A 24,495-nucleotide genomic window follows, 5' to 3' on the forward strand; every position below is an offset into this window, starting at 1 on the left:
GGCGACACTGGCATTCGCGCCGACGAGCGGCGGGTGAGGATCGCGGCAGTGGACGACTTGCAGGGCAGCGCGGCGACGGTGGGCACCATGCCGGAGCTCGCGAGCCTCCTGCGCGACCTGCGCCGCCGGCAGTCCCGCCGCACCGGCCGCCCACCGCTGACCTACCGGCAGCTCGCCGCCCGCACCGGCTGGTCGCACGGGATCATCGGCGAGTATCTCGCCGGCCGGGTCCTGCCGCCGACCGACCGCTTCGACGTGCTCGTCCGGCTGCTCGGCGCCGCCGCGGCCGAGCAGGCCGCGCTCGCCTCCGCCCGGGACCGGGTCGAGGAGCAGCGCGCCGCCGAGCACACCGAGCAGCGGCCCCGCGACCGGTCCGGGGTCGCGCCGCGGCAGCTGCCCGCCGACCTGACGACGTTCGCCGGCCGCACCTGGCAGCTGGCCCTGCTCGACCGGCTCACCGCCGACCGGCGCCCGATCCTGGTGTCCGGCACCGCGGGCGTCGGCAAGACCGCCCTCGCCGTGCACTGGGCGCACCAGGCCGCCGGGGTGTTCCCCGACGGGCAGCTGTTCCTCGACCTGCGCGGGTTCGGCCCGAGCAGCCGCGACCCGGTCGCCCCGGCCGACGCGCTCGGCGTGGCGCTCGGCCTGCTCGGCGTCCCGCCCGCCGGGGTCCCCGCCGAGCCGGAGGCCCGCGCCGGCATGTATCGCGGCCTCCTGCACGACAAGCGGATGCTGATCGTGCTCGACAACGCAGCGACCGCCGAGCAGGTCCGCCCGCTGCTGCCCGGCAGCGGGGCCAGCCTCGTGCTGGTCACCAGCCGCGTCCACCTGCCGGCCCTCGTCACCGACGACGGCGCCCGCCCGCTGACGCTCGACCTGCTCGACGCCGCCGACGCCCGGACGCTGCTCGCCGGCCGCATCGGCGCCGCACGCACCGACCGCGAGCCCGAGGCGGTCGACAGCATCGTCGCCGCGTGCGCCCGGCTGCCGCTGGCCCTGTCCGTCGTCGCCGCCCGCGCCGCCCTGCACCCCGATTTCAGCCTCGCGGCGATCGCGGCCGAGCTGTCCAGCGCCCACGGCCGCCTCGACGCGCTGCGCTCCGACGACCCGAAGGCCGACGTTGAGACCGTGTTCTCGTGGTCGTATCAGCGACTGACCGCGCCTACGCAGCGGCTGTTCCGCCTGGGTGGCCTGCACCCGAGCCCCGAGCTGGGCCTGCCGGCCGCGGCCGCCCTGTCCGGGCTGCCCGTCGCCGAGGTCCGCCCGCTGCTGGCCGAGCTCGTCCGCGCCCAGCTCGTCATCGAGCCGCGCCCCGGCCGGTTCAGCATGCACGACCTGCTGTGCGCCTACGCGTCGGGTCTCGCCGACCGGGTCGAGCCGGCCGCCGAGCGCGCCGCCGCCCGCCGCCGGCTCATCGAGCATTACACGAGGGCGGCCACCAGCGCCGCGATGACCCTCAACCCGTCCCGCCATCCAGCGGGTGTGCAGGACTTCGACCCTCCCGCGCGGCCGGGCCCGGCCGGCACCGGCGCGGCGCCGGCGCGCCACGACCACGCGCCCGCTGACCTGCCCGCCGACGAGGCGGCGGCCGCGGAGTGGTTCGCGGTGCACCGGCGGGCACTCATCGGGGCCCTGCAGCTCGCCGTCGTCTGTGGACTGGACCGGCAGGCGTGGCGGCTGGCCTGGGCGATGGCCGATCACCTGGACCGGGGCGGGCACTGGGGTGACTGGATCGCGACGCAGCGGGCCGCGGTCGGCGCGGCCGAGCGGCTCGGTGACACGGCGGCGCTCGCCCTGGCGCACCGCAGCCTGTCGGGCGGATACATCCGCAGCGGCCGGCACGACGAGGCGCGCCGGCACCTGCGGGTGGCGTTCGACCTGTTCGTCGAGCTGGCCGACCACGCGGGGGCGGCCAGGTGCCAGCACGCGCTGGGGTGGCTGCTGGAGACGCAGGACCGGTTCGCCGAGGCGGTCGCTCACGACGAGCGGGCGCTGGACCTGTTCCGGCTGGCCGACGACCCGGTCGGTCAGGCGCGGGCGCTCAACTCGGCCGGTTGGCACCATGCCCGCCTGGGGCACCACGAGCTGGCCCTCGCCTGCTGCGAGGAGGCACTCGAGCTGCAGCGGGGGCTCGGCGACGCGGCCGGGGTCGCGGCCACCCTCGACAGCCTCGGCTATGTCCACCACCGGCTGGGCGAGCACGATCAGGCGATCGCGCGGTATCAGGACGCGTTGCTGCGATACGTGGAGCAGGGTGACCGTTTCAACGAGGCCGACACGTCGGTCCGGCTCGGCGACACGTGGGCCGCCGCCGGGCGGTGGGACGAGGCGCGGCAGGCGTGGCTGCGCGCGGCGGAGACGCTGGAGCTGCTCGCCCACCCGAAGGCGGCCGAGGTGAGGACCCGGCTCGACGACCTCGCCGACGCGCGCCGCAAGCGGACGCCGCCCGCCATGCGGGCACCGGTGCCCGCCACGGCCCTGCCCGAGCTGCCACCGCCGAAGCCCCGCCGACCGGCGGCGTTACGGACGTCAGAACCCGCCACCACCTGACGGCGCCGCGACCGCCAGGACGACGATCACCACGAACGCGCCGCAGGTAGCGGCGGACCCCCCGGGTGAGCCCACCCAACCAGAACACCCGCAGCGGATCTTGCCCGATCGGCGCCCCGCGCCGCGGCGATCCTGGACACCGTTGGACAGCGGTCCGGGGCGGCGCGCCTGGTCGGCCTGGCGTGGGAGCGGCCCGGCGTGGGAGCGGCCCGGCGTGGGAGCGGCCCGGCGTGGGAGCGGCCCGGCGTGGGAGCGGCCCGGCGTGGGAGGCGGCCCGGGACGGCGCGCCTGGTCCGGCGTGGGAGCGGCCCGGCGTGGGACCGGCCCGGCGTGGGAGCGGCCCGGCGTGGGAGCGGCCCGGCGTGGGAGCAGCCCGGCGTGGGAGCAGCCCGGCGTGCGAGCGGCCCGGCGTGCGAGCGGCCCGGGACGGCATTGGGAGCGGCCGACGGTAGCGTCTTGGATGGCGCATCCGACGCGGGGCACGGTGGCGAGCGCGGCGGCACGCAGCCCATCGGGGCGCTGCGCCCGTGCAGTGACCGAATACCAGCGCGCGAGGGCAGCCACGACAACACGCCGGGCAGGCGGGTGCAACGCGACGGAGCCGTCGCGGCCGGGCGGTGCGGGAATGCGGAGCGGGCCCGACTGCGTTGTCGGGCCCGCTCCTTCCCCATTCCCGCGAACGAAGATCCGGTGCACTGCGGCGTGGACGACACCCGGTGCGCCAGAGCGACGACTACCGGCGCGCTACGACCACAGCGCCGGGACGTTCGGTGGCTCCCAGCCGACCTGCGAGGTGTGTCCTTGCAGGCAGCGGTAGGACCGGCCGCCGTAGGTGACGGTCGCGCCGGTCGCGTAGACGGTGTTCGGCGCCCACGTGCCGTCCTGCGGCGGGGTCGTCGTGGCCGTCGCGGTGGGCCCCGGGCCGCCACCCGAGGTGACCAGGGTCAGCCCGTACGCCTGCAGGATCTCGTTGACGGGCTGGTAGTACATCGTGCCGCCGGAGGTGCAGTTGCCCGAGCCGCCGGATGTCACGCCCTGGGCCTGGGTGCCGGAGAGCCATGAGCCTCCGGAGTCGCCGGGTTCGGCGCACGCGTTGGAGCGCACGAGTCCGGTGACGGTGCCCTGGGAGTACGTGACCGACGCGTTCTTCTGCTGGATGGTGCCGCAGCGCCAGCCCGTGGTGGAGCCGGAGCGGCACACGGACGCGCCGACGGCCGCCTCGGTCGAGCCGGCGACGGCGACCGTGCCGCCGCTGTAGTTGTTCACCAGGCCGCGCGGGGTGTTGCCGGCGTCGACCTGGACCCAGGAGTAGTCGTTGCCGGGGAAGCTGGACCCGCGGAACGTCCCGCTCGGCTGGGTGGTGCGGGCGCCGGTGGTGCCGCAGTGACCGGCCGAGACGAAGCCGCCGTTGACGGAGAAGCCGATCGAGCACCGGGTGCCGCTGCCGATGTAGTACGCGTTGCCGCCGACCACGTCGATGTACGGCTTCGGGTCCTCGTCGGTCGCCTCGACCCGGACGGCGGCGGGGTCGACGGCGGCCGCCGCGAGGAAGCCCGACGCGCCGGATCCGAGGACGACGACGGTGTTGGCGCGCAGGTCGGCGTACCAGCCCTTGACGCTGCCCGGCGCCGCGGCGGCGTGCCGGTCGAGCCGGGCGACGACATCGTTGAGCTGGGCCTCGCTGCGGCTGACGAGGACGGGGGTGGCGCCGAGGTTGCGCACCGCCTTCTGCTGCGCGAGGTCGGTGACGCCGACCTCGACTGAGCGGCCGTCCGCGGTGACCCAGGTGCCCCCGTACCCGGCGCCGAGGGTCTTGCGCAGCACCTGCTGGGTGGTCGCGGCGCGGCTGTCGAGGGTGAGCCGGTCGCGGGCCTGCGCGGGGGTGAGGTGCAGGTCGCGCTGCATGGCGCTGAAGACGGCGGGGGCCACGCCGGGCGGGGGCGCGGCCGCCGTGTCGGCGGCGGCGAGGGCGTTGTGGGTGAGTACGCCGGTCGTGACCAGGGCGGCGGTCACGGTGACGGACAGCACCAGGGCAGTTCTGCGCATCGCAGTTCCTTCCCGGAGGGAGCGACGGACAGCGTGGGGGTGGTGGCCGGCACCGGGGCGGGGGAGGCTCCCGGCACCCCGATGCCGGAGACTGTGGGAAGTGCGCAACTGGCGCGTTAACTCCAGTTACCGTCGTTGTTGCGTGAACGCTAGGACTCGTACAGGCGGCTGTCAATACGCAAGTGATGTGGGAAGGTGGCGCGGTGACGGAGGACGAGTCGCTCGGCGCGCGCATCAGGCGGCTGCGCCTCGAACGCGGGCTGACCCAGCGGGAGCTGGCCGAGCCGCGGTACACCCGCGCGTTCCTGGCGGCGATCGAGGCGGGCGTCCGCGTCCCGAACGCTGAGACGCTCGCCCATGTCGCGGGCACGCTCGGCGTCGACCCCGACGACCTGCGCCACGGACGCCCCGCCGACGCCGCCACCACCCTCGCCGGCGTGCTCGCCGAGGCGCGCCGCGAGCTGTCGCGCGGCCGGACGGCCGAGGCGGCGGCGAAGGCGGCCGACGTCGAGCGGCTGGCCCGCCGGTACGCGCTGCCGGAGCTGCAGTGCCGGGCCGTGCACCTGTCCGGGGACGTCGCCCTGCACACCGGTGACGTGGGGGCCGCGCTGGGGCGGTACACGACGGCGAAAACACTGCTCGACGCCGAGCAGGTGACGCTGCGTGCCGCCGTGGTGGCCAGAGAGGCGTACTGCCTGCAGATCACCGGTGCGACCGGCGAGGCGATCACGCTGCTGGAGACCGAGCTGCGTGGCGTGCGCGCCGCGACCGACCCCGATCCCGACGCGCAGATCCGGTTGACCAGCGCGCTGGTGTACACGTTTCTCGAGCTCGACTGGCGCGAGCGAGCCCGCCGGCTGGAACGCGAGGCGCTGCCGCTGCTGCCGAGGGTGCGCAACCGCGAGTGGCTGGCCCAGTTCAGCGTCACGGTCGCCCAGCTGCGCCGCGATCACGACCTCGCCGACACCGAGCGGCTGCTCGGCGAGGCCCTAGCCATCTACACCGACCTCGGCCTGACCAGGGAGATCGGCATCTGTCAGTGGGCGCACGGGTACGTGCTGCGCCGCGTCGGACGCGTCGGCGAGGCCGCCGAACGGTTCGAGCGGGCCCGCGCGATCCTGCTCGAGGTCGGCGCCGTGCAGGACGTGGCCGGCGCCACCCTCGAGCTGGCCGAGGCCCGCCGCCTCGCCGGCGACCTGGACGAGGCGGAGCGGCTCGCCACCGAGGCAGCCGGCATCTGCCACCGCACGCAGCACCAGGAGTGCATGGCCGAGGCGGACCGCCTCCTCGGCCGGATCGCCGGCACCCGCACTCCCGGCGACCCGATCGCCGATCAACTCCTCAGCAGGGCCGCCGACCGTTACGAGGAGTCAGGGCTCACTGCCGAACTCGTGACGACGAGCCGTCTGCTGGGCGAGCAACGGCGGGCGGGCGGTAACGTCGAGGGCGCGGCGGAGAGCTTCCGGCGAGGGCTTCTCGCCGCCGCGGGCCTGCCCGGGCTGCTGGTGACGCCCTGTGAGTGACGACATCGGCGCACGGATCCTGGCCCTGCGCACCGGAAAGGGTCTGACCCAGCGCGACCTCGCCGAGCCCAACTACACCGCCGCCTATGTCTCCTCCGTCGAGAACGGTCACCGCGTCCCGTCCAGCGACGCCCTGGCCCACTTCGCCGCCCGCCTGTCCGTCGACGTCACCCAGCTCACCACCGGCCGTCACCCCGGCGACGCGCTCTGCGTCGAGATCGACCTGCTGCAGGAGCGACAGCCTTCGCGCTGGTACGAGCACCGCGCCACCGACCCGTCCGAACCCCCGACCCGCAGGGCGGCGGCCGAAGTCGTCCTCGGCCGGCGGTCCCTGGCGGCCGCCGCACCTGACGACGCCGCCGCCCACTTCGAGCGTGCCCGCCGCCTCATCCCACCGACCCTTGCCCACCTACGGACCCCGGCCGTCGCCGGGCTCGCCCTGTGCGCCCGGCAGCAGGGTGACCCGGGGTATGCCGCGTACCTGCTGACCGACCACCGGGACGAGCTGCACCGCGCCGGCCTGCCGGACCCCGCGTCGATGCTGGCCGTCCACGCCGTGCTCGCGGTGTGCCAGCACGACCTGGGCGAGGACGCCACGGCGGCGGCGGAAGCGGCGCTGTCCCTGGCCGGCGCGGCGGGCGGCGTGTTCGAGGCGCACCTCGCCATGGCGCGGGCCCTCGCCGCGTCGAGCCATCTGCCGGAGGCCCGGGCGGCGCTGGCCGCGGCGTCGGCCGCCGCGCTGGAGTCGTGGCTGGCGGACGAGATCGCCGGGGCGCACCGGATCCGGGGCCGGGCGCGGCTCGCGGTGGGCGACCTGGCCGGGGCGCTCAGCGATCTGACGGCGGCGAGGAGGCGTTCGGCGGGGCCGGCCGCGCTGGATGCGGTGGTCGATCTGGCGGAGGTGCATCGCGCGCTGGGGGATCCGGCGACGGCCCGGGCGCTGCTGTCCGAAGTGGATGGTCCGGCCGGCGCCGGCGGCCGCCGTGGTGCGGCGCCGCGGTCTGGCGGTGCGGCGTCGCCGTCTAGTGCTGCGGCGTCGCCGTCTAGTGCTGCGGCGGCGCCGTCTAGTGCTGCGGCGTCGCCGTCTAGTGGTGCGGCGTCGCCGTCTAGTGGTGCGGCGTCGCCGTCTAGTGGTGCGGCGTCGCCGTCTAGTGGTGCGGCGTCGCGGCCTGGCGGGGGCGCTTCGCTGTCTGGTGGGGGCGCTTCGCCGGGCGACCGGGCCGGTGGGTCGCCGGGGGACGTGCGCCGGGCCCGTGCCCATCGCGTGCATGCGCTGCTCAGCCAGGACGCCGGCGATCACGAGGCGGCGGAGCGGCACCTGCGCGCCGCGATCGCCATTCACCGCCGGACGGGGCCGCGGCGGGAGCTGGCCCAGCTCAGCCTCGACCTGGCCGACCTGCTGACGGCGATGCACCGCCCCGAGGACGCGCTGACCGTGCTCGCCGACGGCCTGACCGCCGTCGACCGCCACGCCGGCTGACCCGCGCGGCGTGGCGCGACCGGCAGCAGCCGCCTGCCGCACCATGACCACGCGCCACAACCACGCGACGCGGCACGGCACGCCGCGGGGCCTGCCGCTCGGCTTCAGTCGGCGAGGCGCGCCGGGAACCCGCCCGTGGCGACCGGCCCCCACGACTCGATGGTGATGCGCAGCAGCGACTTGCCCTGCTGGCGCATCGCTTCGCGGTACTCGTCCCAGTCCGGATGCTCGCCGGAGATGCAGCGGAAGTACTCGACCAGCGGCTCCAGCGCCTCCGGCAGGTCGAGCACCTCGGCGACCCCGTCCACCTGGACCCAGGGGCCGTTCCACTCGTCGGAGAGCACGACGACCGAGACGCGGCTGTCGCGGCGGGCGTTGCGGATCTTGGCGCGCTCCGGGTACGTGGAGATGACGATCCTGCCCTCGGCGTCGACGCCGCTGGTGACCGGGGAGGCCTGCGGGCGGCCGTCGGCGCGGGTGGTGATCACCAGCGCCCGGTGCCGGGTGGAGAGGAACTCGAGCAGTTCGGAGCGGCTCACGGTGGTGTTCGTCGCGATGGTACGACCCATGCCTCAACCCTAGTCGCAGCAAGGGTTGAAGGATTTCCGAACTGTGGCAAGGTCGATTCGTGACCTCCGACGCACCCGGCTGGGAAGCCATCGACGCCGCGCTCGACCGCCTCTATCCCGGCGTCGAGCCGAAGCACTACGCCACGCTGGTGAAATGGTCGCTCGGCGGCCCCGACCCGCTGGACGGCATCAGCTTCTACGCCCGCGAGTCGCCGGTGCCGCACTGGCACATCGTCAGTTACGGCATGAGCGAGCTGTACTCGGCGCCGAACCCCGACGCGGAGTGGTCCGGCTGGGGCTACGAGTTCACGTTCAGGGTGCGCCGGAACCCGGGCGACACCGAGCCGCCCGTGTGGGCCGCCAACCTCCTGCAGAACCTCGCCCGCTACAACTTCGGCAGTGGCAACGGTTTCGCGCCGTACCATCAAATGGACCTCAACGGCCCGATCGCCTTGGACTACCGGACGCTGATCCGCGCCGTGGCGTTCGTCGAGGACCCGGAGCTCGGCGTCATCAACACGCCGTTCGGCAAGGTCCGGTTCCTGCAGATCTTCGGCCTGACCCTCGACGAGTACGCGGCCACCCAGGCCTGGAACGTCGAGGCGGTGCTCGGGCTCGCCGCGGGCCACGCCCCGCTGTTCGTCACCGACCTGGGTCGCGGCTCGTTCACCGACATCCCCGCGTTCGCCGAGAAGGTCGCCGCCGGCCGTCGCCGCGACGGCTCGTCCACCGGCAGTCTCGCCGTGGCCGAGTTCGCCTGGATGTCCGACGGCGACGGGTACCGCCTGATCGTCGGCGCCCACGCGGTCGAGCGCATCGCCGCGATCCTGCGTGGCCGCCTGCGATTCGGGCGCACCCTCGTCGTCGACGGGCCCGACAGCAGCGTCGAGTTCTCGTCCGGCAGTTTCGGCCTCGGTACCGACGAAAGCTCCGGCGTGCTCAAGATCGTCCTGACGGACGAGGCCCTGGATCACCTGACCGGTGTCCTGGTCCCGCTGGCCGGCGTGTCACCCGTGCCGGAGGCCCCCGGCCTCATCGTCGACGTCCGCCCCACCCTGATCCGCGACGGCGACGGCAACGTGGTCGAACGCATCGGCTGACCCCAGCGACCGGCCGGAAAATGCACGAGCGGAAGAACGCTCAGGCGGACCGGTCCATCGCTTCCGCGACCCGCCGCGCAGCGTCGCCGCCGTCCGCGAGCAGGTCGGCGCGGACCCCCGCGACGTCCTCCGCGCTGCGGTTCTGGCTCAGCTTCCACTTCGCCTCGATCCTCGTGATGGCGATCTCGATGCCGACGATGGCGCGGAGCTGGCCCTCGATGAAGGCGGGTGGCGCGTCGTCGACCGACCACGGCGCCGCGCGCCCGCGCTCGTGGCGGTCGGTGAGGCGGCGGACCAGGTCCTCCTTCCACGCCGGGTCGTCGTGGGCGACGAGCGTGCCGTAGACGTGCGCGGTGATGTAGTTCCACGTCGGCACGACCCGGCCGTGTTCGCGTTTCGTGGCGTACGCCGAGGGGGACACGTACGCGTCGGGGCCGCGCACGATCGTCAGCGCCTCGCGGCCGGCGTGCCGCCACTGGGTGTTGTTGCGGGCGACGTGCCCGGTGAGGGTGCCCGCGGACGGGTCGAACAGCAGCGGCAGTGTGGTCGCGACCATCCCGTTGCCGTCCCAGGTGACCAGGTCGCACGCCGCCGCCCGGGACAGCAGCTCGTGGACGGCGGCGTCGGAGGGGGCGGCGAAGTGCTTCGGCACGTACATGAGCGACAAGCCTAACGAGGCACGAATGCGCCGTGCGCAGGTCGCACCTGGCGAGGCACGAGCGCGCCGTGCGCAGGTCGCATACCCGGCCGCGCTTCGCGCGACTCCGGGGTCATGCCGGGTCCGGACAGGCGGACGCCCCGGGGGAGGGCCCCGGGGCGTCCACTCGCTCAACTACTGGTCGGTCCGGCCGTCAGGAGACGTGCGTCCACCAGGACCAGGTGCCCGAGTTCGGTGCGGACTGCACCCGGTGCCAGACCTGGCCGTCGCCACCGACCGCGAAGACCTCCATGACACCGTCGGCGCGGGTGAACGCGGTCGGCTCGCTGAAGATGAGCCCACCGAGGTTGGTCCAGCCGGACCACTGGCTCGGGTCCGCCGGGTCGGTCTGCACCTGCGAGTACAGGTTGCTGTCCGTGCCGCGCATGAAGACCGCGACGGTGCCGTCGGCGTTCTGCGCGACCTCGATGTTCGAGGCGTACATCGGCGTGCCGAGCGGAGCCCACCAGGCGAACGTGCCGTCGGCGTTCTGCAGCCGGTACCAGATCGCGTGGTTGCCGCCGATGGCGAAGACCGTGATCCGGCCGTTGGCGTTCAGCACGGCGGTCGGGTCGCTGAAGATGAGACCGCTCAGGTTGGTCCACGGGCCCCAGGTGCCGTTGGCGGCCTGGATGCTGGTGTACAGGTTGTTGTCGCCGCCACGGGCGAAGATCTGCGCCAGGCCGTCGCTGTTGGTGATGATCGGCCCGCGCATCGCGCCGGCGGTGCCGGGAGCGGCGGCCGCGGTCGTGATGGTGGTGGAGGCGGCGGTGCTGTAGACCGTCGGGCTGGCGTAGGCGACGACCGTCACCGTGTACTGCGTGCCCGGCGTCATGCCGGTGATCGCGCAGGTGGTGGCCGGAGCGACCGCCGTGCAGCTCAGGGTGCCGGCGCTGGCCGCCCCCGCGTTGGCGTTGGCGCTGCCGCCGGAGTTGTTGCTGCCGGAGTTGTTGCTGCTGCCCGCGCCGGCGCCGGCGGCGGCGGCCGGGGTCGCGGTGACCGTGTAGTAGACGACGGCGGCACCGTTGATCGGGGCGGCGGGCGTCCAGCTGATGGTGGCCGACGTCGAGGTGATGTCGTCCTGTGCCGGCGGCGTGACGGTCGGCGGGTCCGGCTTCGGCACGACGGCCGGGATGACGGTCGTGGGCGCCGAGGCGGTCGCGGCGGACGCCGTGCCGCTGCTGTTGATCGACGCCACCGTGGTGGTGTACGTGACGCCGTTGGTCAGCCCGGTGATCGTGCAGGTCAGGCCGGTGGTGACGCAGGCCTTGGTGACACCGCCGCCGGTCGCGACCGCCCGGTACTTGGCGATGGTGCCCGACGCGGGCGCGGACCACGTCAGCGTGGCCTCGGTGTCGCCACCGGCCGCCACGACGTTGGTCGGCGCGTTCGTGCTGCCCAGGATGTTGATCTCGTTGGACTCCGCGGCGGTCGAGCTGAGACCGCTCTTGGCCGCGGTGACCTTGAACTTGTACACGGCGCCGGCGACCAGGACCGTGCCGCCGCACTGCACGGCGTTCGAGCCGGCGGCCACGGTGCAGGTGGTGGTCGGGTCAGCGACGTCGTTCTTGTACGCGGCGACCGTGTAGGTGACGCCCTCGGTGGTGGAGGGGGTCCAGGACACGGTGGGGACACCGGCGCCGGTGGTGCTGGCCACGACGTTGGTGGGGGCCGCAGGGGCGACACCCGGCGTCACGGTGCTGCTGGGGCTGCTGGCCGCGGACACCGCCGAGTTCGGGCCGTTCGCGACGACCGTGAAGGTGTAGGGCAGGCCGTCGGTCAGACCAGTGATCTTGCAGGTGTACACCGAACCGCTCGTGCTGGTGCAGGTCTTGTCCGTGGGGTTCGCGCCCAGGATCGCGGTCGCGGTGAAGTTGTTGACGGTCGTGCCGGTGTTGTTGCCAGGGATCCAGCTGACCTCGACCTCGCCGCTGACGCCGGTGGGCGTGGCGTTCACGGTGCCGGGCGCCGTCAGCGCGGCGGGCGTACCGGGGCTGCCGACGACGTTCGCCACGGCGAGCGCGAGATCGGCGGTGTTGCTGAGGTTGCGGGCCTTGGTGGTCACCGTGTACGCGGTGCCGGCGACCAGGTTCGGGATGTAGCAGGTCGCCCCCGGGTCCGCGTTGCCGCCGGTCACGCTGACGGTGCAGCTCGAATCCGCGTCGGAGTCGGCGTCCGGGCCGTCCGCGTAGGCGACGAAGCTTCCGACGTCAGCCGCGGCCGTGCCGCTCGGCGTGGTGTTGGTGAACACCACCTTCAGCGACAACGGCGCGGCCGTGACCGTCGCGTCGTAGGCGGTGAGATCCGCGGCCGACGCCGGCTGGGCGACCAACAGGGAGCCCGCCGTCATTGTCAAAACAGCCGCCGAGCCGAGCAGGCCGCGTCTGGGCCCTGCCCGGCGGTCGCGCGGTTTGCTCACGTGATTCATTGCGTCCAACCCCCCGTTGCGAGGCGCCAGCACCGGTGCCGACGCGCCATCACCTAGCAATGTATGGCGGTCCTGTACTTTTCGGAGCAAATTGGGTAATAAGGCTTTTCGACAGGTGGCGAGCACGCTCGCCGTGCTAGTGACGATCCGACTCGGTGCGGCCGGATCCGGCCTCGGGCACCCACCGGGCGCGTTCCCGGCGGTCTGCTTCCCTTGCGGGGCAAGGGAAGCAGACCGTTCAGGCGGTGACCCGGCGGACCACGCGCAGCAGGTACTCGTCGCGGTCGAGGGGGTTGTGGTCGGTGCGCGACCGGCTCGGCGGCGCGCCCGTCACCGGCTCGTACCGGTCGAACGCGGACTCCAGCACGCCCTCGCCGCGGGTCAGGCCGGGCAGCCGGACCTGCAGCTCGTGCACCCGGGCGGCGGGGATGTCGCCGTCGAGCACGCACACCGTGCCCCGCGTGTCCGTGGTCCTCGGCACGGCCTGCAGCCGCGACAGCACCGGCAGCAGCGCGCCGAGCTGGTCGGCGGGCGCCTCCAGGCGGAAGCGGTGCACGGGCTCGTGCACCACGGTGCCGGCCCGCCGCAGCGCGGTCATGAGCACCAGCGGCGTGAGGCTGCGGAAGTCGTACCCGGTGCTCGACATGCTCTTGTCGAACTGCTGATGGGCATGGCTCTGCCGGGGCCAGTAGCCGGACCGGGTCATCGTCACCGTGCAGTCCTCGACCTGCCAGCCGTGCAGGCCCTGGCGCAGGGTCGCGGTCACGGTGTCCTGCACGGCGGCGAAGAACGCGGCCGGCATCGCGCCCGCCTCGACCTCGAGCCGGAACGCGGTCCCGGCGCCGGCCGGGGCCGGCTCGACCCGCAGCCCGATCGTCGCGAGGAAGGGGTTGCCGTCCTTCTCGCCGACCTCGACGGCCTCGCCGGTGCCGGCCGGGCGCTCGACGCAGATCGTCGTGGTGTCGCGGAACGTGACCTCGAGGCCGTACTCCTCGGCCAGGGTCGCCTGGATGACCTCCTTCTGCACCTCGCCGTAGAGCGACACCGACGTCTCGCGCCGGACGTCGTCGTGCCGGACGTCGATGAGCGGGTCCTGCTCGGCGAGCTGGGTGAGCGCCGCGTACAGCGCACCCCGCGCGCCGGGCCGGACCGCCTCGACGACCGCCTCCAGGCTCGGCGGCGCGAAGTGGTGCGCGGGGGTCCGCCGGCCGGGCAGGCCGACCGCGTCGCCGATACGGACCCCGTTCAGGCCCCAGAGCTTGCCGATCCGGCCGGCCGGCAGGGCCGCCGACTCGGCGGCGCCGCCCCCGTCGAACACCGCGATGCCGGTCACCTTCGCCTCGCCGCCGGGCAGGCTGACCCGCTCCCGGATGCGAACGGTGCCGCTGAACATCCGTACGTACGCGACCTTCTCCCCGGCCGGTCCGCGCTCCACCTTGAAGACGGTGCCGGACGCCGGTGCCCCGGCGTCGCCGGCGGCGGCCGGCAGGAACGCGGCGATGCCGGCCGTCAGCGCGGCGAGCCCGGCGCCGGTGATGGCCGAGCCGAAGTAGACCGGGTGCACCAGCGCCCGGGCCGTCTGCGCGGCGAGCACCTCGCGGACCCGCGCCGGGGCCACCGTGGCGCCGTCCACGAACGCGGCGAGCAGCGCCTCGTCGTGCTCGGCGAGCACGTCGAGGCCGGGCGGCGCGGCGGTGAAGCCGGCGGCGCGGGTGCCGAGCCCGGCCGGGGCGCCCATCGGCACCAGCGCCGGGGTGAGCCGGTCGGCGAGCTCGCGCAGGATGCCGTCGCCGCGCGCGCCGGCGCGGTCGATCTTGTTCACGAAGACGATCGTCGGGATCCGCAGCCGGCGCAGGGTCCGCATGAGGATCCGGGTCTGCGCCTGCACGCCCTCGACGGCCGACACGACGAGCACCGCGCCGTCGAGCACGCCGAGGACCCGCTCCACCTCGGCGATGAAGTCCGGGTGGCCGGGGGTGTCGATGAGGTTGACAGTGACGTCGCCGACCGTGAACGACACGACGGCCGACTTGATGGTGATGCCGCGCCGGCGCTCCAGCGCGAGAGTGTCGGTCTGGGTGCTGCCGTCGTCGACGGAGCCGGGCTCGTCGATGACGCCGGCGGCGTGCAGCAGCCGCTCGGTGAGGCTGGTCTTACCGGCGTCGACGTGCGCCAGGATGCCGAGATTCAGGATGCGCAAGGGGCGTCAGGTCCTCGAGATAGACAGTGATGGCCATCTGGGTGAACACAGACGCAGCTCGCATCCCTGGCTCCTCGGTGAGCGGACAAGACCCTTCCAGCGAAACAGAGGGCGGACGGGCCCGCAACCGCAATAGCGTTACGGCAGCCGCCAGCGCTGGCTCGCGCCGCCCGTGCACGCGGCGAGGTACGCCTCCCCGCCCCGGCCGGTCAGGCACTGCCGCAGCGAACGGGCGACCAGCGTGCCCCGGGTGGCGTCCCATCGCTGGGCCGGGCCGCCGGTGCAGCGGACGAGGATCAGGCGGTACGCGGCCGGCTGCAGGCAGCGCCCGGCGGTGCGCAGGGTGCCGTCGGCGGGCGCGGTCCACAGCTGGGTGGTGCTTCCGGTGCAGCGGTGCAGCTGTACGGCGCTGGCGCGGGCGTCCAGGCACAGGCCGGCCGGGCCGATGACCGCGCCGCCGGCGGGCGCGGTGGCGGCCTGGGTGATGGGTTCGGCGGCGGGCGGAGCGGGTGCGAGCCCCGACAGGGCCGGCGCCGGGATCACGGCGATCTGCAGCCGGCTGGCCTGCGCGGCGGTGACGGGTCCGCCGTCCGGCGGGGACGTGGCGGCGCCGTCGCCGGTCATGAGCGCCAGGCCGGTCGAGGCGAGCGTCAGCGTCATGACCGCCCAGGTCAGCGCGGGGTGCCGCCGCTTGCGGTGCAGGCGCACCACGGTCCTGGCACGCAGGGCGGGCGTCACCGCGGTGGGGGACGGGTCCAGGTGCCGCGGGTGATACGGCAACGACGTGGACCGGGTCGTCGCCGACGCACCGAAGGGGTGTTCGGCGGGCAGTTTCTGGCTGTTTGCGAGGGCACTGACGTACGGGCGGACCAGGGCCGGAGGCATGCACCGAAGGTATCGGCCATCAGTGTGAGCCGATGCTGCGCGGACCGGGTGAAATCCCGAAATCACCCTGTCCCTCACCCGCGCGTTGGAGCGCTTTCACGGCGGCGCCGGGCGCTCACCCTCCCGGACCCGCCGGAAGTGCCGCCGCACAACGCGGCTGGATCGCACCGAACGTCCGTATTTCCACTGGCTGGTCGCCTGCCCCGGAGAAATCGGGGGCGTCCGGACGTAGCGCACGGCTGATTTACACGGTAGAAACAACATCCTGGAGAGAGCGCTCTCACGCCAGCGCCGACGCACACCCGCGAATCTCCTACACCCCTCATGTCCGTGTACCTCACACCCGCCCGCCCGCACGACCGAGAGGACGCACCCGTATGACGATCCAGTCCGAGCATTCCGTGAGGCGGTGGTACAGCCGTCGCAACGCCGGCAGAGCATTCGTGCTCGGCCTGGTGGCGACGACCGCCACCGCGACGATGGGGACGGCGGCCGGCGCGACCCCGTCGCACGGCGGGTCGCAGGACCTGGGCCCCAACGTCACCGTGTTCGACCCGAGCACGCCGGTCAGCGAGATCCAGGCCAAGCTCGACGCGACCTACGCCAAGCAGGTCGACAACGAGATGGGCACCGCCCGCTACGCCTACTACTTCAAGCCCGGCACGTACGGCACGGCCGACCAGCCGCTGCAGTTCAAGGTCGGCTACTACACCGAGATCGCCGGCCTGGGCGCCAACCCCGGCGACGTCGTCATCAACGGCAAGGTCGAGGTGTACAACCGCTGCCTCGAGAACGGCGGCACCAGCAACTGCCTCGCGCTGGTCAACTTCTGGCGCACGCTGTCCAACCTGTCGATCAACGTCAACGGCAAGGGCCAGGACGGCTGCCGCGGCTCGGCCAACTTCTGGGCCGTGTCGCAGGCCGTCTCGCTGCGCCGGCTCAACGTCACCGGCGGCAACCTGTCGCTGATGGACTACTGCACCGCCGGCCCGCAGTACGCCAGCGGCGGCTTCATCGCCGACTCGAAGGCCGGCACGATCGTCAACGGCTCGCAGCAGCAGTGGCTGACCCGCAACAGCGAGGTCGGCTCCTGGTCCAACGGCGTGTGGAACCAGGTCTTCTCGGGCGTCGTCGGCGCCCCGGACGACTCGGCGTTCCCGAACCCGCCGTACACCACCATCGCGCAGACCCCGGTCAGCCGGGAGAAGCCGTACCTCTTCGTGGACGCCAAGGGCAAGTACCAGGTCCGCGTGCCGTCGGCGCAGAAGAACACCAGCGGCGTCTCGTGGGCGAACGGCGAGACCGCCGGGCGCACCATCCCGCTGTCGGACTTCTACGTCGCCAAGCCGGGCGACTCGATCGCGAAGATCAACCTCGCGCTGCTGGCCGGCAAGCACCTGCTGCTGACCCCCGGCGTGTACGACGTGGCCCGCAGCATCGAGGTCCGCTGGCCCAACCAGGTGGTCCTCGGCATCGGCCACGCCACCCTGACCGCGGTCAACGGCGCCACCCCGCTGGACGTCGCGGGCGTGCCCGGCGTCATCGTCGCCGGCGTCACGATCGACGCGGGTCTCAAGGAGTCGAAGGTCCTGCTGCGCGTCGGCAAGGAGCACGGCTGGAACCTCAGCGACCCGAAGAACCCGACCACGCTGTCGGACGTGTACTTCCGCGTCGGCGGCCCGCACATCGGCAAGACCGACACCGCGCTGGAGGTCAACAGCGACAACGTGCTCATCGACCACACCTGGGTGTGGCGCGGCGACCACGGCGTCGAGGGCTTCACCGGCGGCGTCAACGGCGACAACCAGCGCTGGGTCACCAACACCGGCCGCTACGGCGCCGTCATCAACGGCGACAACGTGACCGCGACGGGCCTCTTCGTCGAGCACTTCCAGAAGTACAACACCGTCTGGAACGGCGAGCGCGGCACCACGATCCTGTACCAGAACGAGCTGCCGTACGACCCGCCGACGCAGGCCGACTGGATGAACGGCACGGTCGAGGGCTACGCCGGGTACAAGATCAACAACAAGGTGAAGACCCACAACCTGTACGGCGCGGGCGTGTACGTCTTCAACCAGAACAACCCGACGATCCACACCGAGAACGGCTTCGAGGCCCCGAACACGCCGGGCGTCAAGCTGCACCACATCATGACGGTCAACCTGAGCGCCGGCGTCATCGACCACGTCGTCAACGGCGTGGGCAACGCGGCCGACACCAGCATGATCGGCGTGCCGATCTACCTGGCGGACTACCCGACCCCGTAACGAAGCACCACAACGGTGGGCCCGTCGCGATCCTTCGCGGCGGGCCCACCGCCGTCGCGGCAGCCGCACTGCGCCGGCCTCGCGACCGTCGGGCAGGGGTGGAGCGGCGCGCCCCGCCCGTCCGGTGCGCGGTCGCACGGATCGACGGGGGCGGCGGTTCAGTCGCGGCGGGTCGTGTTCGTGACGGCACCGTCGGTGAGCTTCGGGGTACCGTCGCCGCACCGAGCAGGCAAGGAGACCGCCATGACCATCGTCAGTGCATCCGGCGTCGACACCGTCGTGCGGGCGTTGCGCCCACGGCTCGGGGAGCGGCTGCTGCTGCCGGACGACGCGGGGTTCGGCGGTGCCCGGCGGGTCTGGAACGCCGCGGTGACGCACCGGCCGGCGCTGATCGCCCGGTGCCGCGACACGGCCGAGGTCGCCGCCGCGGTCCGGGCGGCCCGGGACGCGGGGCTGCCGCTGTCGGTGCGGGCCGGTGGGCACGACTGGGCCGGCCGGGCCGTGCGCGACGGCGGGCTCGTCGTCGACCTCACCGGCCTGCGGGGCGCCGCCGCCGACCCGGTCGCGCGCACCGTCACCGTCGAGGGCGGCGCGACGACCGCCGACCTGCTCGCCGCGGCCGCGCCGCACGGCCTGGTGACCGCCACCGGCGTCGTCGGCTCCGTCGGCGTGGCCGGGCTCAGCACGGTCGGCGGCTACGGCCCGCTCGTCGGCCGGTTCGGGCTGGCGCTGGACAACCTGCTCGGCGCCGAGGTCGTCCTCGCCGACGGCAGCACCGTCACGGCGGGGCCGGACGGCGACCCGGAGCTGTGGTGGGCGCTGCGTGGCGGCGGCGGCAACTTCGGCGTCGTCACGCGGCTGCGCTTCCGGCTGCACGAGCTGCCCGCCGTGCTGGCCGGGATGCTGCTCTTCCCCGCCGCGCAGGGCCGCGCGGTGCTGTCCGGCTACGCGGGGATCGTGGCCGCCGCGCCAGACGACCTGACCGTGATGACCGGCTTCCTGCCCGGCCCGGACGGGCCGATGGCGTTCCTGTGCCCGTTCTGGTCCGGCGCCGACCTGGCGGCCGGCGCCCGGGCGGTCGACGCGCTGCGCGCTCTGGGCCGGCCCGTCGTCGACCAGGTCGGCACCATGCCCTACGCGGCGGCGCTGCGCATGTTCGACGCCAGCATCGTCGACGGCAACCACTACCTGCTGCGCAGCCGCTGGCTCGCCGACCTGTCACCGGCCGCCGCCGACGCGCTCGTCGCGGGCGCCGCCGAGCTGACCTCGCCGTTCTCGACGCTGATCGTGAACCGGTTCCACGGCGCCGCCGCCAGGGTCGACCCGGCCGCGACCGCGTTCGCGAACCGGGTGCCGCACCAGGTCGTCGAGGTGATCGCGGCGTGGCCGGCGCAGGACACCGCCGAGCGGCACCGGGCGTGGGCCGACTCGGTGGTCGCGGCGCTGGACCCGGTCGCGCTGCCCGGCGGGTACCCGAACCTGCTCGGCCCCGGCGACGACACGCGGGCCCGCGACGCCTACGGCGGCAACCTCGACCGGCTCCTGGCCGCGAAGCGCCGGTACGACCCGGACAACGTCTTCTCCGCGATCCCCGCCCTACTGGACTGAACCGTCGCCGCGTGGGTCACGGCCGGCAGCCTTTCGGGGACGGCCGGGCACGGCGGCCAGGATGCAGCTGTCACCCCGCCGTACGGCGCCGGTCCTCATGCCCCCGGCCGGCCGCGGTCCTGCCGCACACCGCGTCGTGCGTGGTGCGCGGACACCGGCAATAGACTGGCGGTATGTCGGCCGGCGCACCCACGGCGCGGGCAGCTGCCCGCTTCGACGTGGTGGTGATCGCCGCGTCGCTGGGCGGCCCGGCGGCGCTGCGCGCGGTGCTGGCCGCCCTGCCGGCCGACTTCCCGGTCCCGCTGCTGGTGGTGCAGCACCGGACACCGATGATCGACGACCAGTTCGTCCACGCACTGCGGTATCGGACCCGGCTGCCGGTGCGGGCCGTCGCCGACGGCGACCCGGTGGACACCCCGGGCATCGGCGTGCTGCCGGCCCGGCAGACCGCCACCGTCGACGCTGCGGGCCGGCTGCGGCTGCGCACCGTGGACGGCTACCGCACCGCCGATCCGCTGCTGGCCGATATCGCGGTGTACTGCGGGCCGCGCGCGCTCTGCGTGGTGCTGACCGGCCGGCTCGACGACGCCGCCGCCGGCGTGCGGGCCGTCAGGCGGCACGGCGGGCGCACGATCGTGCAGCAGCCGTCGACGGCGCAGGCGCCGGGCATGCCGGCGGCCGCACTCGCGACCGGCTGTGTCGACCTGACGGTGCCGCTGTCGCGGATCCCGGCGTGCCTGGTCGCGCTGGCCATGGCGCCCGACGCCGCGGAGCCGTTCCGGGTGGCCGCACCGTCGCCGGCTGACCTGGCGGTCTGAGCCGCGCGGCGTGCACCGCGCGGCCTTGAGATCCGCGACCACGGCAGTGGATGGCGATGTGCGCCGCCGGCAGCGGAGGCGGCCGAGCGCGCGGAGCAGCTGGCCAGGCGGCGCGCCACACTCCAGGAGCGGATCAGCCGCGGGCGAGGGTCGACGGTCGAGCGGGTGCGGGCGGCACGGGCGAACGCCGAGCGTGCCCTCACCGCGGCGGCCCGCTCCGCCGTGCTGGCCGCGCGGGCCGAGCAGCTCGCGACGTGGGCCACCCGGCGGGCAGGCCAGCAGCAGGGACGGTGACCGCCCGCACGACCCGCACCACCGGACGGCTGGGCGGTGCCGGGGTCAGTGCTCCGGCTCGTCCCAGCGGTCCAGCTCGGTGTCAATCTCGCGCTGGTCGGCGGTCCGGTCACGGTCGTCGGCGGCGCGCTCGCGGAGATCGGCGAGCCGTTCCCGCTCGTCGGCGAGCGCGGCGCGGGCGGAGCTCGCCAGGTCGCGCCGGTCCGCGAGGAGCTCGCGCCGGTCGAGGTGCCGCTCCCGGGCGTCGGCGGCCACGGCACGGGCGCGGGCGCGGCCGTCGCGCAGGTTCGCGGTGCTCTGCCGACCCTCCAGGTCGATGTCCCGCTGGTCGGCGACCGCGTCCCGGGCGTCGGCCGCCGCGTCGCGCCGGTCGGCGGCGGCGGCACGTTCGGCGGCCAGCGCCTCCCGCTCACCCATGAGCTTCTCCCGCTCGGCGACAAGACGCTGGGCCTCCGTCATGTCGATGGAGTCCCGGTCCTGGTCCACGTGCTGATCCTACGACGCGGACCGGCCGGGACGGCACGCCGCGCACGACCCGGTCGAGGCCCCGGCGCGGCGGTGTCAGCTCACCGCCTGCCGGACCAGCGCCGCGATCCGCGTCTCGTCGGCCGGGGTCAGCTCCTTCAGCGCGAAGGACGTCGCCCACATCGTGCCGTCGTCGAGGTTCGCCTCGTCGCTGAAGCCGAGGGTCGCGTACCGCGTCTTGAACTTCGCGGCGCTCTGGAAGAAGCACAGCACCTTGCCGTCGCGGGCGTAGGCGGGCATGCCGTACCAGAGCTTCGGGGTCAGCATCGGGGCGTTGGCCTTGATGACGGCGTGGAGGCGCTCGGCGATCGCGCGGTCGGTGCCGGACATCTCGGCGATCTTCGCCAGGACCTCGGGCTCGGTGTCGGCCTTCGCGCCGCGGCGGCTGGTCGACTTCAGCTCCTTGGCGCGCTCCTTCATCGCGCCGCGCTCTTCGTCGGTGAAACCCTCGTGCTTGCCGGTGGTCGCCATGACAACGATCCTCTCTGGAGTGGTTCAGGACCCGGCCTGCTGGCGGGTCGGTACGTCGAGCCGGTTGAGCGTGTTGGTGACCGCGATGCCGAGCAGCAGCACGGCCAGCTCGCTGCGGTCGAAGTGCTTGGCGGCCAGGTCCCACACCTGGTCCGGGACGGGGTCGGGGCGGTCGGCGAGCCGGGTCACGGCCTCGGTCAGGGCGAGCACCGCCCGCTCCTCGTCGCTGAACCAGGGCGTCTGCCGCCACGCGGCGACGGCGTCCACCTGCCGCGGCGTCGCGCCGTGCAGGCGGGCCCGGTCCGCGCCGCCGGCCACGCCCGGGCCGCAGCCGTTGAGCTGGCTGGCCCGCAGCTGGCTCAGCGCCAGCAGCCGGCCGTCCACGCCGGCGGCGGCGACGGCCCGCTCGAGCGCCGCCAGGGCGTCCGCCGCCCCGGGGACGAGCGTCGCCGGGTCCGGCATCCGTTCGGTCGACATCGCCTGCTCCTCACCGTCGGCCTCGCTGACAGGACCCATCTGATCACCGCGGCGCCCCGGCCCGCGCCCGCCGTGGGACACCGTGGGACACCGGCAACGCCCCTGGGCGGCCAGGACACCGCGCGGATCCGGTGGCGTGCGGCGGGACGGGTACGGTGTTGCACGTGTCGAGCCCGCAGGAGCACCTGGTCGCGCAGCTCGCCCGGATCAAGGACCTGAGCGGGTTGAGCCTGCGGGCGCTCGCCGCGCGGGCGGGCCTGAGCAGCTCGTCGCTGTCGCGGTACATGACCGGCAGGCTGGTGCCGCCGTGGGAGGCCGTCGTCGCGCTGTGCAAGGTCGTCGGCCGCGACCCCCGGCCGCTGCGCGCGGTGTGGGCCGAGGCGGCGAAGGCCGGCGCCGCGCCCGCGCCGCGCCGCAACGACCTGCCCGCCGACCTGTTCGACTTCACCGCCCGCGAGGCGGAGTCCGCGCTGGTGGAGCAGCTGCTGCGCACCGCCGGCGCGGTCGCGGTCGACGGCATGGGCGGCGTGGGCAAGACCAGCCTGGCCGTGCACGTCGCGCACCGGCTCGCCCCCGCGTACCCGGACGGCGGGCTGTACCTGGACCTGCACGGCTTCACGCCCGGCCAGGAGCCGCTCGACCCGCAGGCGGCGCTCGGCCGGCTGCTCGGCGCGCTGGACGTCACGCACCCGCCGGCCGGCGCCGCCGAACGCGCCGCGCTGTGGCGCTCGGAGCTGTCCCGCCGGCGGGCGCTCGTCGTGCTCGACAACGCCGTCGACGCCGAGCAGGTGCGCCCGCTGCTGCCCGGCGCCGGGCGGTCCGCGGTCCTGATCACCAGCCGGCACCGCCTCGTCAGCCTCGACGGGGTGCCGCCGGTGTCCCTCGAACCGCTCACCGACGGCGACGCGGCGCGCCTGTTCGGCCGGGCCGCCGGGCTCGCGGACACCACCGAGGACGCGGTCGGCCAGGTGCTGCGGCAGTGCGGCGGCCTGCCGCTGGCGCTGCGGATGGCCGGCGCCCGCCTCCGGCACCGGCCGGGCTGGACGGTCGCGGTCCTCGCGGAGCGGCTCCGCGACACCGCCGGGCGCTTCGACGCCGTGTTCGGCATGTCGCTGCACCAGCTCGACGCCGGCCAACGGCGCATGTTCCGGCTGTTGGGGGTACTGCCCGGCGCCGACTTCGACGCCGGGGTGGCCGGGGCGCTCGCCGACGTGCCCGGCGACCGGCTCGGCGCCGTGCTGGAGGAGCTGGTCGACGCCCACCTGCTGCAGGAGCTGTCGCCCGGGCGGTTCCGGATGCACGACCTGATCCGGCAGTACGCCGCCGACCTCGCCGCCGAGGAGGAGCCGCAGGCCGGCGCCGCGCTGCGCCGCGTCCTGCACCACTACCTGGAGCGGGCGGTCGCCCACGACCGGACGCTGCCGTCGCCGCACCGCCCGCGGCCGGCACCCGGCGACCCGGCGCAGGCGATGGCCTGGTTCGACCTCGAATACGTCAACCTGGTCGCCTGCTTCGACGCGGCGGCACGGCTGGGCGTCGACGAGGTCGTCGCTGAGCTGCCGCAGGCGATGCGGGTCTGGTTCTTCCGGCACCGCGGCACCGACGACCAGATCCGGATGCTCGAGGCCGCCGCGGCCGCCGCCCACCGGCTCGGCCGTGCGCGGGAGCGGGCGGCGCTGCTGGCGGACCTCGGCTTCGCGCACGCCGCCGCCGGCCGCCTCACCGAGGCGCTCACCGCGTACGAGACCGCCGAAGGCTGCGACCCCGACGAGGACCTCGCGGCCGGCCTGGCACTGCGGATCGGTCTGGTCCGCCGCGACCTCGGCGACCTGGCCGCGGCCCAGGCGCAGCTGCGGCGGGCCGGCGACCTGTTCGAGAAGCTCGGCCGCCCCGCCGGGCGGTCCCAGGCGCTGGCCTTCGACGGCTGGGTGACCCTGCACCTCGGCCGCCGCGCCGAGGCCGTCGAGCTGGCCCGCGCGTCCGTCGCCCTGGCAGGCGGCACGGCCGGCGGTCCCGCGCAGGTCACCGGGCTCGTCACCCTCGGGCTGGCGCTGGCGCCCGACGACCCGGCCGAGGCGCTGCGCACGCTGCACGAGGCGCTGCGGTTGTCGCAGGAGCACGACCTGCGGCACAACCAGGCGTGGTGCCACAACGCCCTCGGCACCGCGCTGCGCGTCACCGGCTCGCCCGAGGCGGCCCTGGAGCACCACCGGCGGGCCCTCGCGCTGCTGGAGCCGCTCGCCGAGGTACAGCTGGAGATCGACTGCCGGCACGCGTACGCCGAGACGTGCCGCGCGGCGGGCCGGCCCGTGGAGGCGGCCGCCCAGCTCGACCGGATCGTCGACCTGGCCCGGCGGCTCGGCCGCCCGCACGACGAACGCCTGGCCCGCGAGGCCCTCGCCCAGCTTCCGCCGGCGCCCTGATCCCGGCCGCGGCGCCCCGGACCGGGCCCCTCCTGCGGGTCCGCGTGGTCGCCGCGGCCGTGAGCATGGAACTCCTTCCGCGTCCGAGGTGACCGACGACACACCTGGGCCGGGACCGGGCCACGACCGGC

At 74.5% G+C, this 24,495-nt stretch carries 18 protein-coding genes; 9 read left to right on the forward strand and 9 right to left on the reverse strand.

The features are described 5' to 3' along the window. Positions 1-48 precede the first annotated feature (48 nt). A complete protein-coding gene (locus OP18_RS42620; RefSeq protein ID WP_052388169.1) occupies positions 49-2,550 on the forward strand; it encodes an ATP-binding protein in 2,502 nt (833 codons plus the stop codon). Between the two features lie 744 nt (positions 2,551-3,294). On the opposite strand, the gene OP18_RS42625 is transcribed toward OP18_RS42620, so the two are convergent. After that, positions 3,295-4,596: a carbohydrate-binding protein gene (locus OP18_RS42625; protein ID WP_052388170.1), complete on the reverse strand. Its 1,302-nt coding sequence runs from the start codon at positions 4,594-4,596 to the stop codon at positions 3,295-3,297. Between the two features lie 203 nt (positions 4,597-4,799). Here OP18_RS42625 and OP18_RS42630 point away from each other — a divergent pair, with 203 nt between their 5' ends. Further along, a complete protein-coding gene (locus OP18_RS42630) occupies positions 4,800-6,119 on the forward strand; it encodes a helix-turn-helix domain-containing protein (RefSeq protein ID WP_052388171.1) in 1,320 nt (439 codons plus the stop codon). Then, positions 6,112-7,599, forward strand: a complete 1,488-nt coding sequence (locus tag OP18_RS42635; RefSeq protein WP_033364978.1) for a helix-turn-helix domain-containing protein — start codon at positions 6,112-6,114, stop codon at positions 7,597-7,599. Before OP18_RS42630 ends, OP18_RS42635 begins: the two co-directional genes overlap by 8 nt. 104 nt (positions 7,600-7,703) lie before the next feature. On the opposite strand, the gene OP18_RS42640 is transcribed toward OP18_RS42635, so the two are convergent. Then, complete coding sequence (locus tag OP18_RS42640; RefSeq protein WP_033364979.1) at positions 7,704-8,168, reverse strand: PPOX class F420-dependent oxidoreductase; 465 nt, start codon at positions 8,166-8,168, stop codon at positions 7,704-7,706. Positions 8,169-8,227: 59 nt separating this feature from the next. Here OP18_RS42640 and OP18_RS42645 point away from each other — a divergent pair, with 59 nt between their 5' ends. Beyond that, on the forward strand, positions 8,228-9,268 hold the full coding sequence (locus tag OP18_RS42645) for a suppressor of fused domain protein (protein WP_033364980.1): 1,041 nt from the start codon (positions 8,228-8,230) through the stop codon (positions 9,266-9,268). Between the two features lie 40 nt (positions 9,269-9,308). Here OP18_RS42645 and OP18_RS42650 read toward each other — a convergent pair whose 3' ends face one another. The 4 genes from OP18_RS42650 to OP18_RS42665 form a co-directional block, all read right to left on the reverse strand. Further along, positions 9,309-9,926: an FMN-binding negative transcriptional regulator gene (locus OP18_RS42650; protein WP_033364981.1), complete on the reverse strand. Its 618-nt coding sequence runs from the start codon at positions 9,924-9,926 to the stop codon at positions 9,309-9,311. A gap of 193 nt (positions 9,927-10,119) precedes the next feature. After that, positions 10,120-12,315 carry a DUF8189 domain-containing protein gene (locus OP18_RS62155; RefSeq protein WP_052388172.1) on the reverse strand — a complete coding sequence of 732 codons (2,196 nt, stop codon included), beginning with the start codon at positions 12,313-12,315 and terminating at the stop codon, positions 10,120-10,122. Positions 12,316-12,631: 316 nt separating this feature from the next. Next, positions 12,632-14,593, reverse strand: coding sequence for an elongation factor G (locus OP18_RS42660; RefSeq protein ID WP_033364982.1), 1,962 nt, complete (start codon positions 14,591-14,593; stop codon positions 12,632-12,634). Between the two features lie 138 nt (positions 14,594-14,731). Further along, positions 14,732-15,478 carry an RICIN domain-containing protein gene (locus tag OP18_RS42665; protein ID WP_033364983.1) on the reverse strand — a complete coding sequence of 249 codons (747 nt, stop codon included), beginning with the start codon at positions 15,476-15,478 and terminating at the stop codon, positions 14,732-14,734. Positions 15,479-15,855: 377 nt separating this feature from the next. Between OP18_RS42665 and OP18_RS42670 the strand changes: the two genes are divergently transcribed. The 4 genes from OP18_RS42670 (at position 15,856) to OP18_RS62160 (ending at position 20,468) form a co-directional block, all read left to right on the forward strand. Further along, positions 15,856-17,748 (forward strand): hypothetical protein, encoded by a 1,893-nt coding sequence (locus OP18_RS42670; RefSeq protein WP_033364985.1) that lies wholly within the window; start codon positions 15,856-15,858, stop codon positions 17,746-17,748. A 243-nt stretch (positions 17,749-17,991) separates the two neighbouring features. Continuing rightward, positions 17,992-19,356 (forward strand): FAD-binding oxidoreductase, encoded by a 1,365-nt coding sequence (locus OP18_RS42675; protein ID WP_033364987.1) that lies wholly within the window; start codon positions 17,992-17,994, stop codon positions 19,354-19,356. 173 nt (positions 19,357-19,529) lie between these two features. Next, a complete protein-coding gene (locus OP18_RS42680) occupies positions 19,530-20,174 on the forward strand; it encodes a chemotaxis protein CheB (RefSeq protein ID WP_052388173.1) in 645 nt (214 codons plus the stop codon). A gap of 165 nt (positions 20,175-20,339) precedes the next feature. Further along, entirely contained in the window at positions 20,340-20,468 is a 129-nt protein-coding gene (locus OP18_RS62160; RefSeq protein WP_260709940.1) for a hypothetical protein, read from the forward strand. 45 nt (positions 20,469-20,513) lie between these two features. Here the strand turns inward: OP18_RS62160 and OP18_RS53885 are convergent, their stop codons facing one another. The 3 genes from OP18_RS53885 to OP18_RS42695 all read right to left on the reverse strand — a co-directional run bounded on the left by OP18_RS53885 (position 20,514) and on the right by OP18_RS42695 (position 21,980). Next, on the reverse strand, positions 20,514-20,954 hold the full coding sequence (locus OP18_RS53885; RefSeq protein WP_052388174.1) for a hypothetical protein: 441 nt from the start codon (positions 20,952-20,954) through the stop codon (positions 20,514-20,516). 75 nt (positions 20,955-21,029) lie between these two features. Next, positions 21,030-21,464, reverse strand: a complete 435-nt coding sequence (locus OP18_RS42690; protein ID WP_033364988.1) for an iron chaperone — start codon at positions 21,462-21,464, stop codon at positions 21,030-21,032. Between the two features lie 24 nt (positions 21,465-21,488). Further along, a complete protein-coding gene (locus tag OP18_RS42695) occupies positions 21,489-21,980 on the reverse strand; it encodes a carboxymuconolactone decarboxylase family protein (RefSeq protein WP_245635723.1) in 492 nt (163 codons plus the stop codon). Between the two features lie 125 nt (positions 21,981-22,105). Between OP18_RS42695 and OP18_RS42700 the strand changes: the two genes are divergently transcribed. Next, complete coding sequence (locus OP18_RS42700) at positions 22,106-24,364, forward strand: ATP-binding protein (protein WP_033365055.1); 2,259 nt, start codon at positions 22,106-22,108, stop codon at positions 24,362-24,364. Positions 24,365-24,495 lie beyond the last annotated feature (131 nt).

The sequence above is a fragment of the Dactylosporangium aurantiacum genome (assembly GCF_000716715.1).
In the GTDB taxonomy this organism is placed as follows: Bacteria; Actinomycetota; Actinomycetes; order Mycobacteriales; family Micromonosporaceae; genus Dactylosporangium; species Dactylosporangium aurantiacum.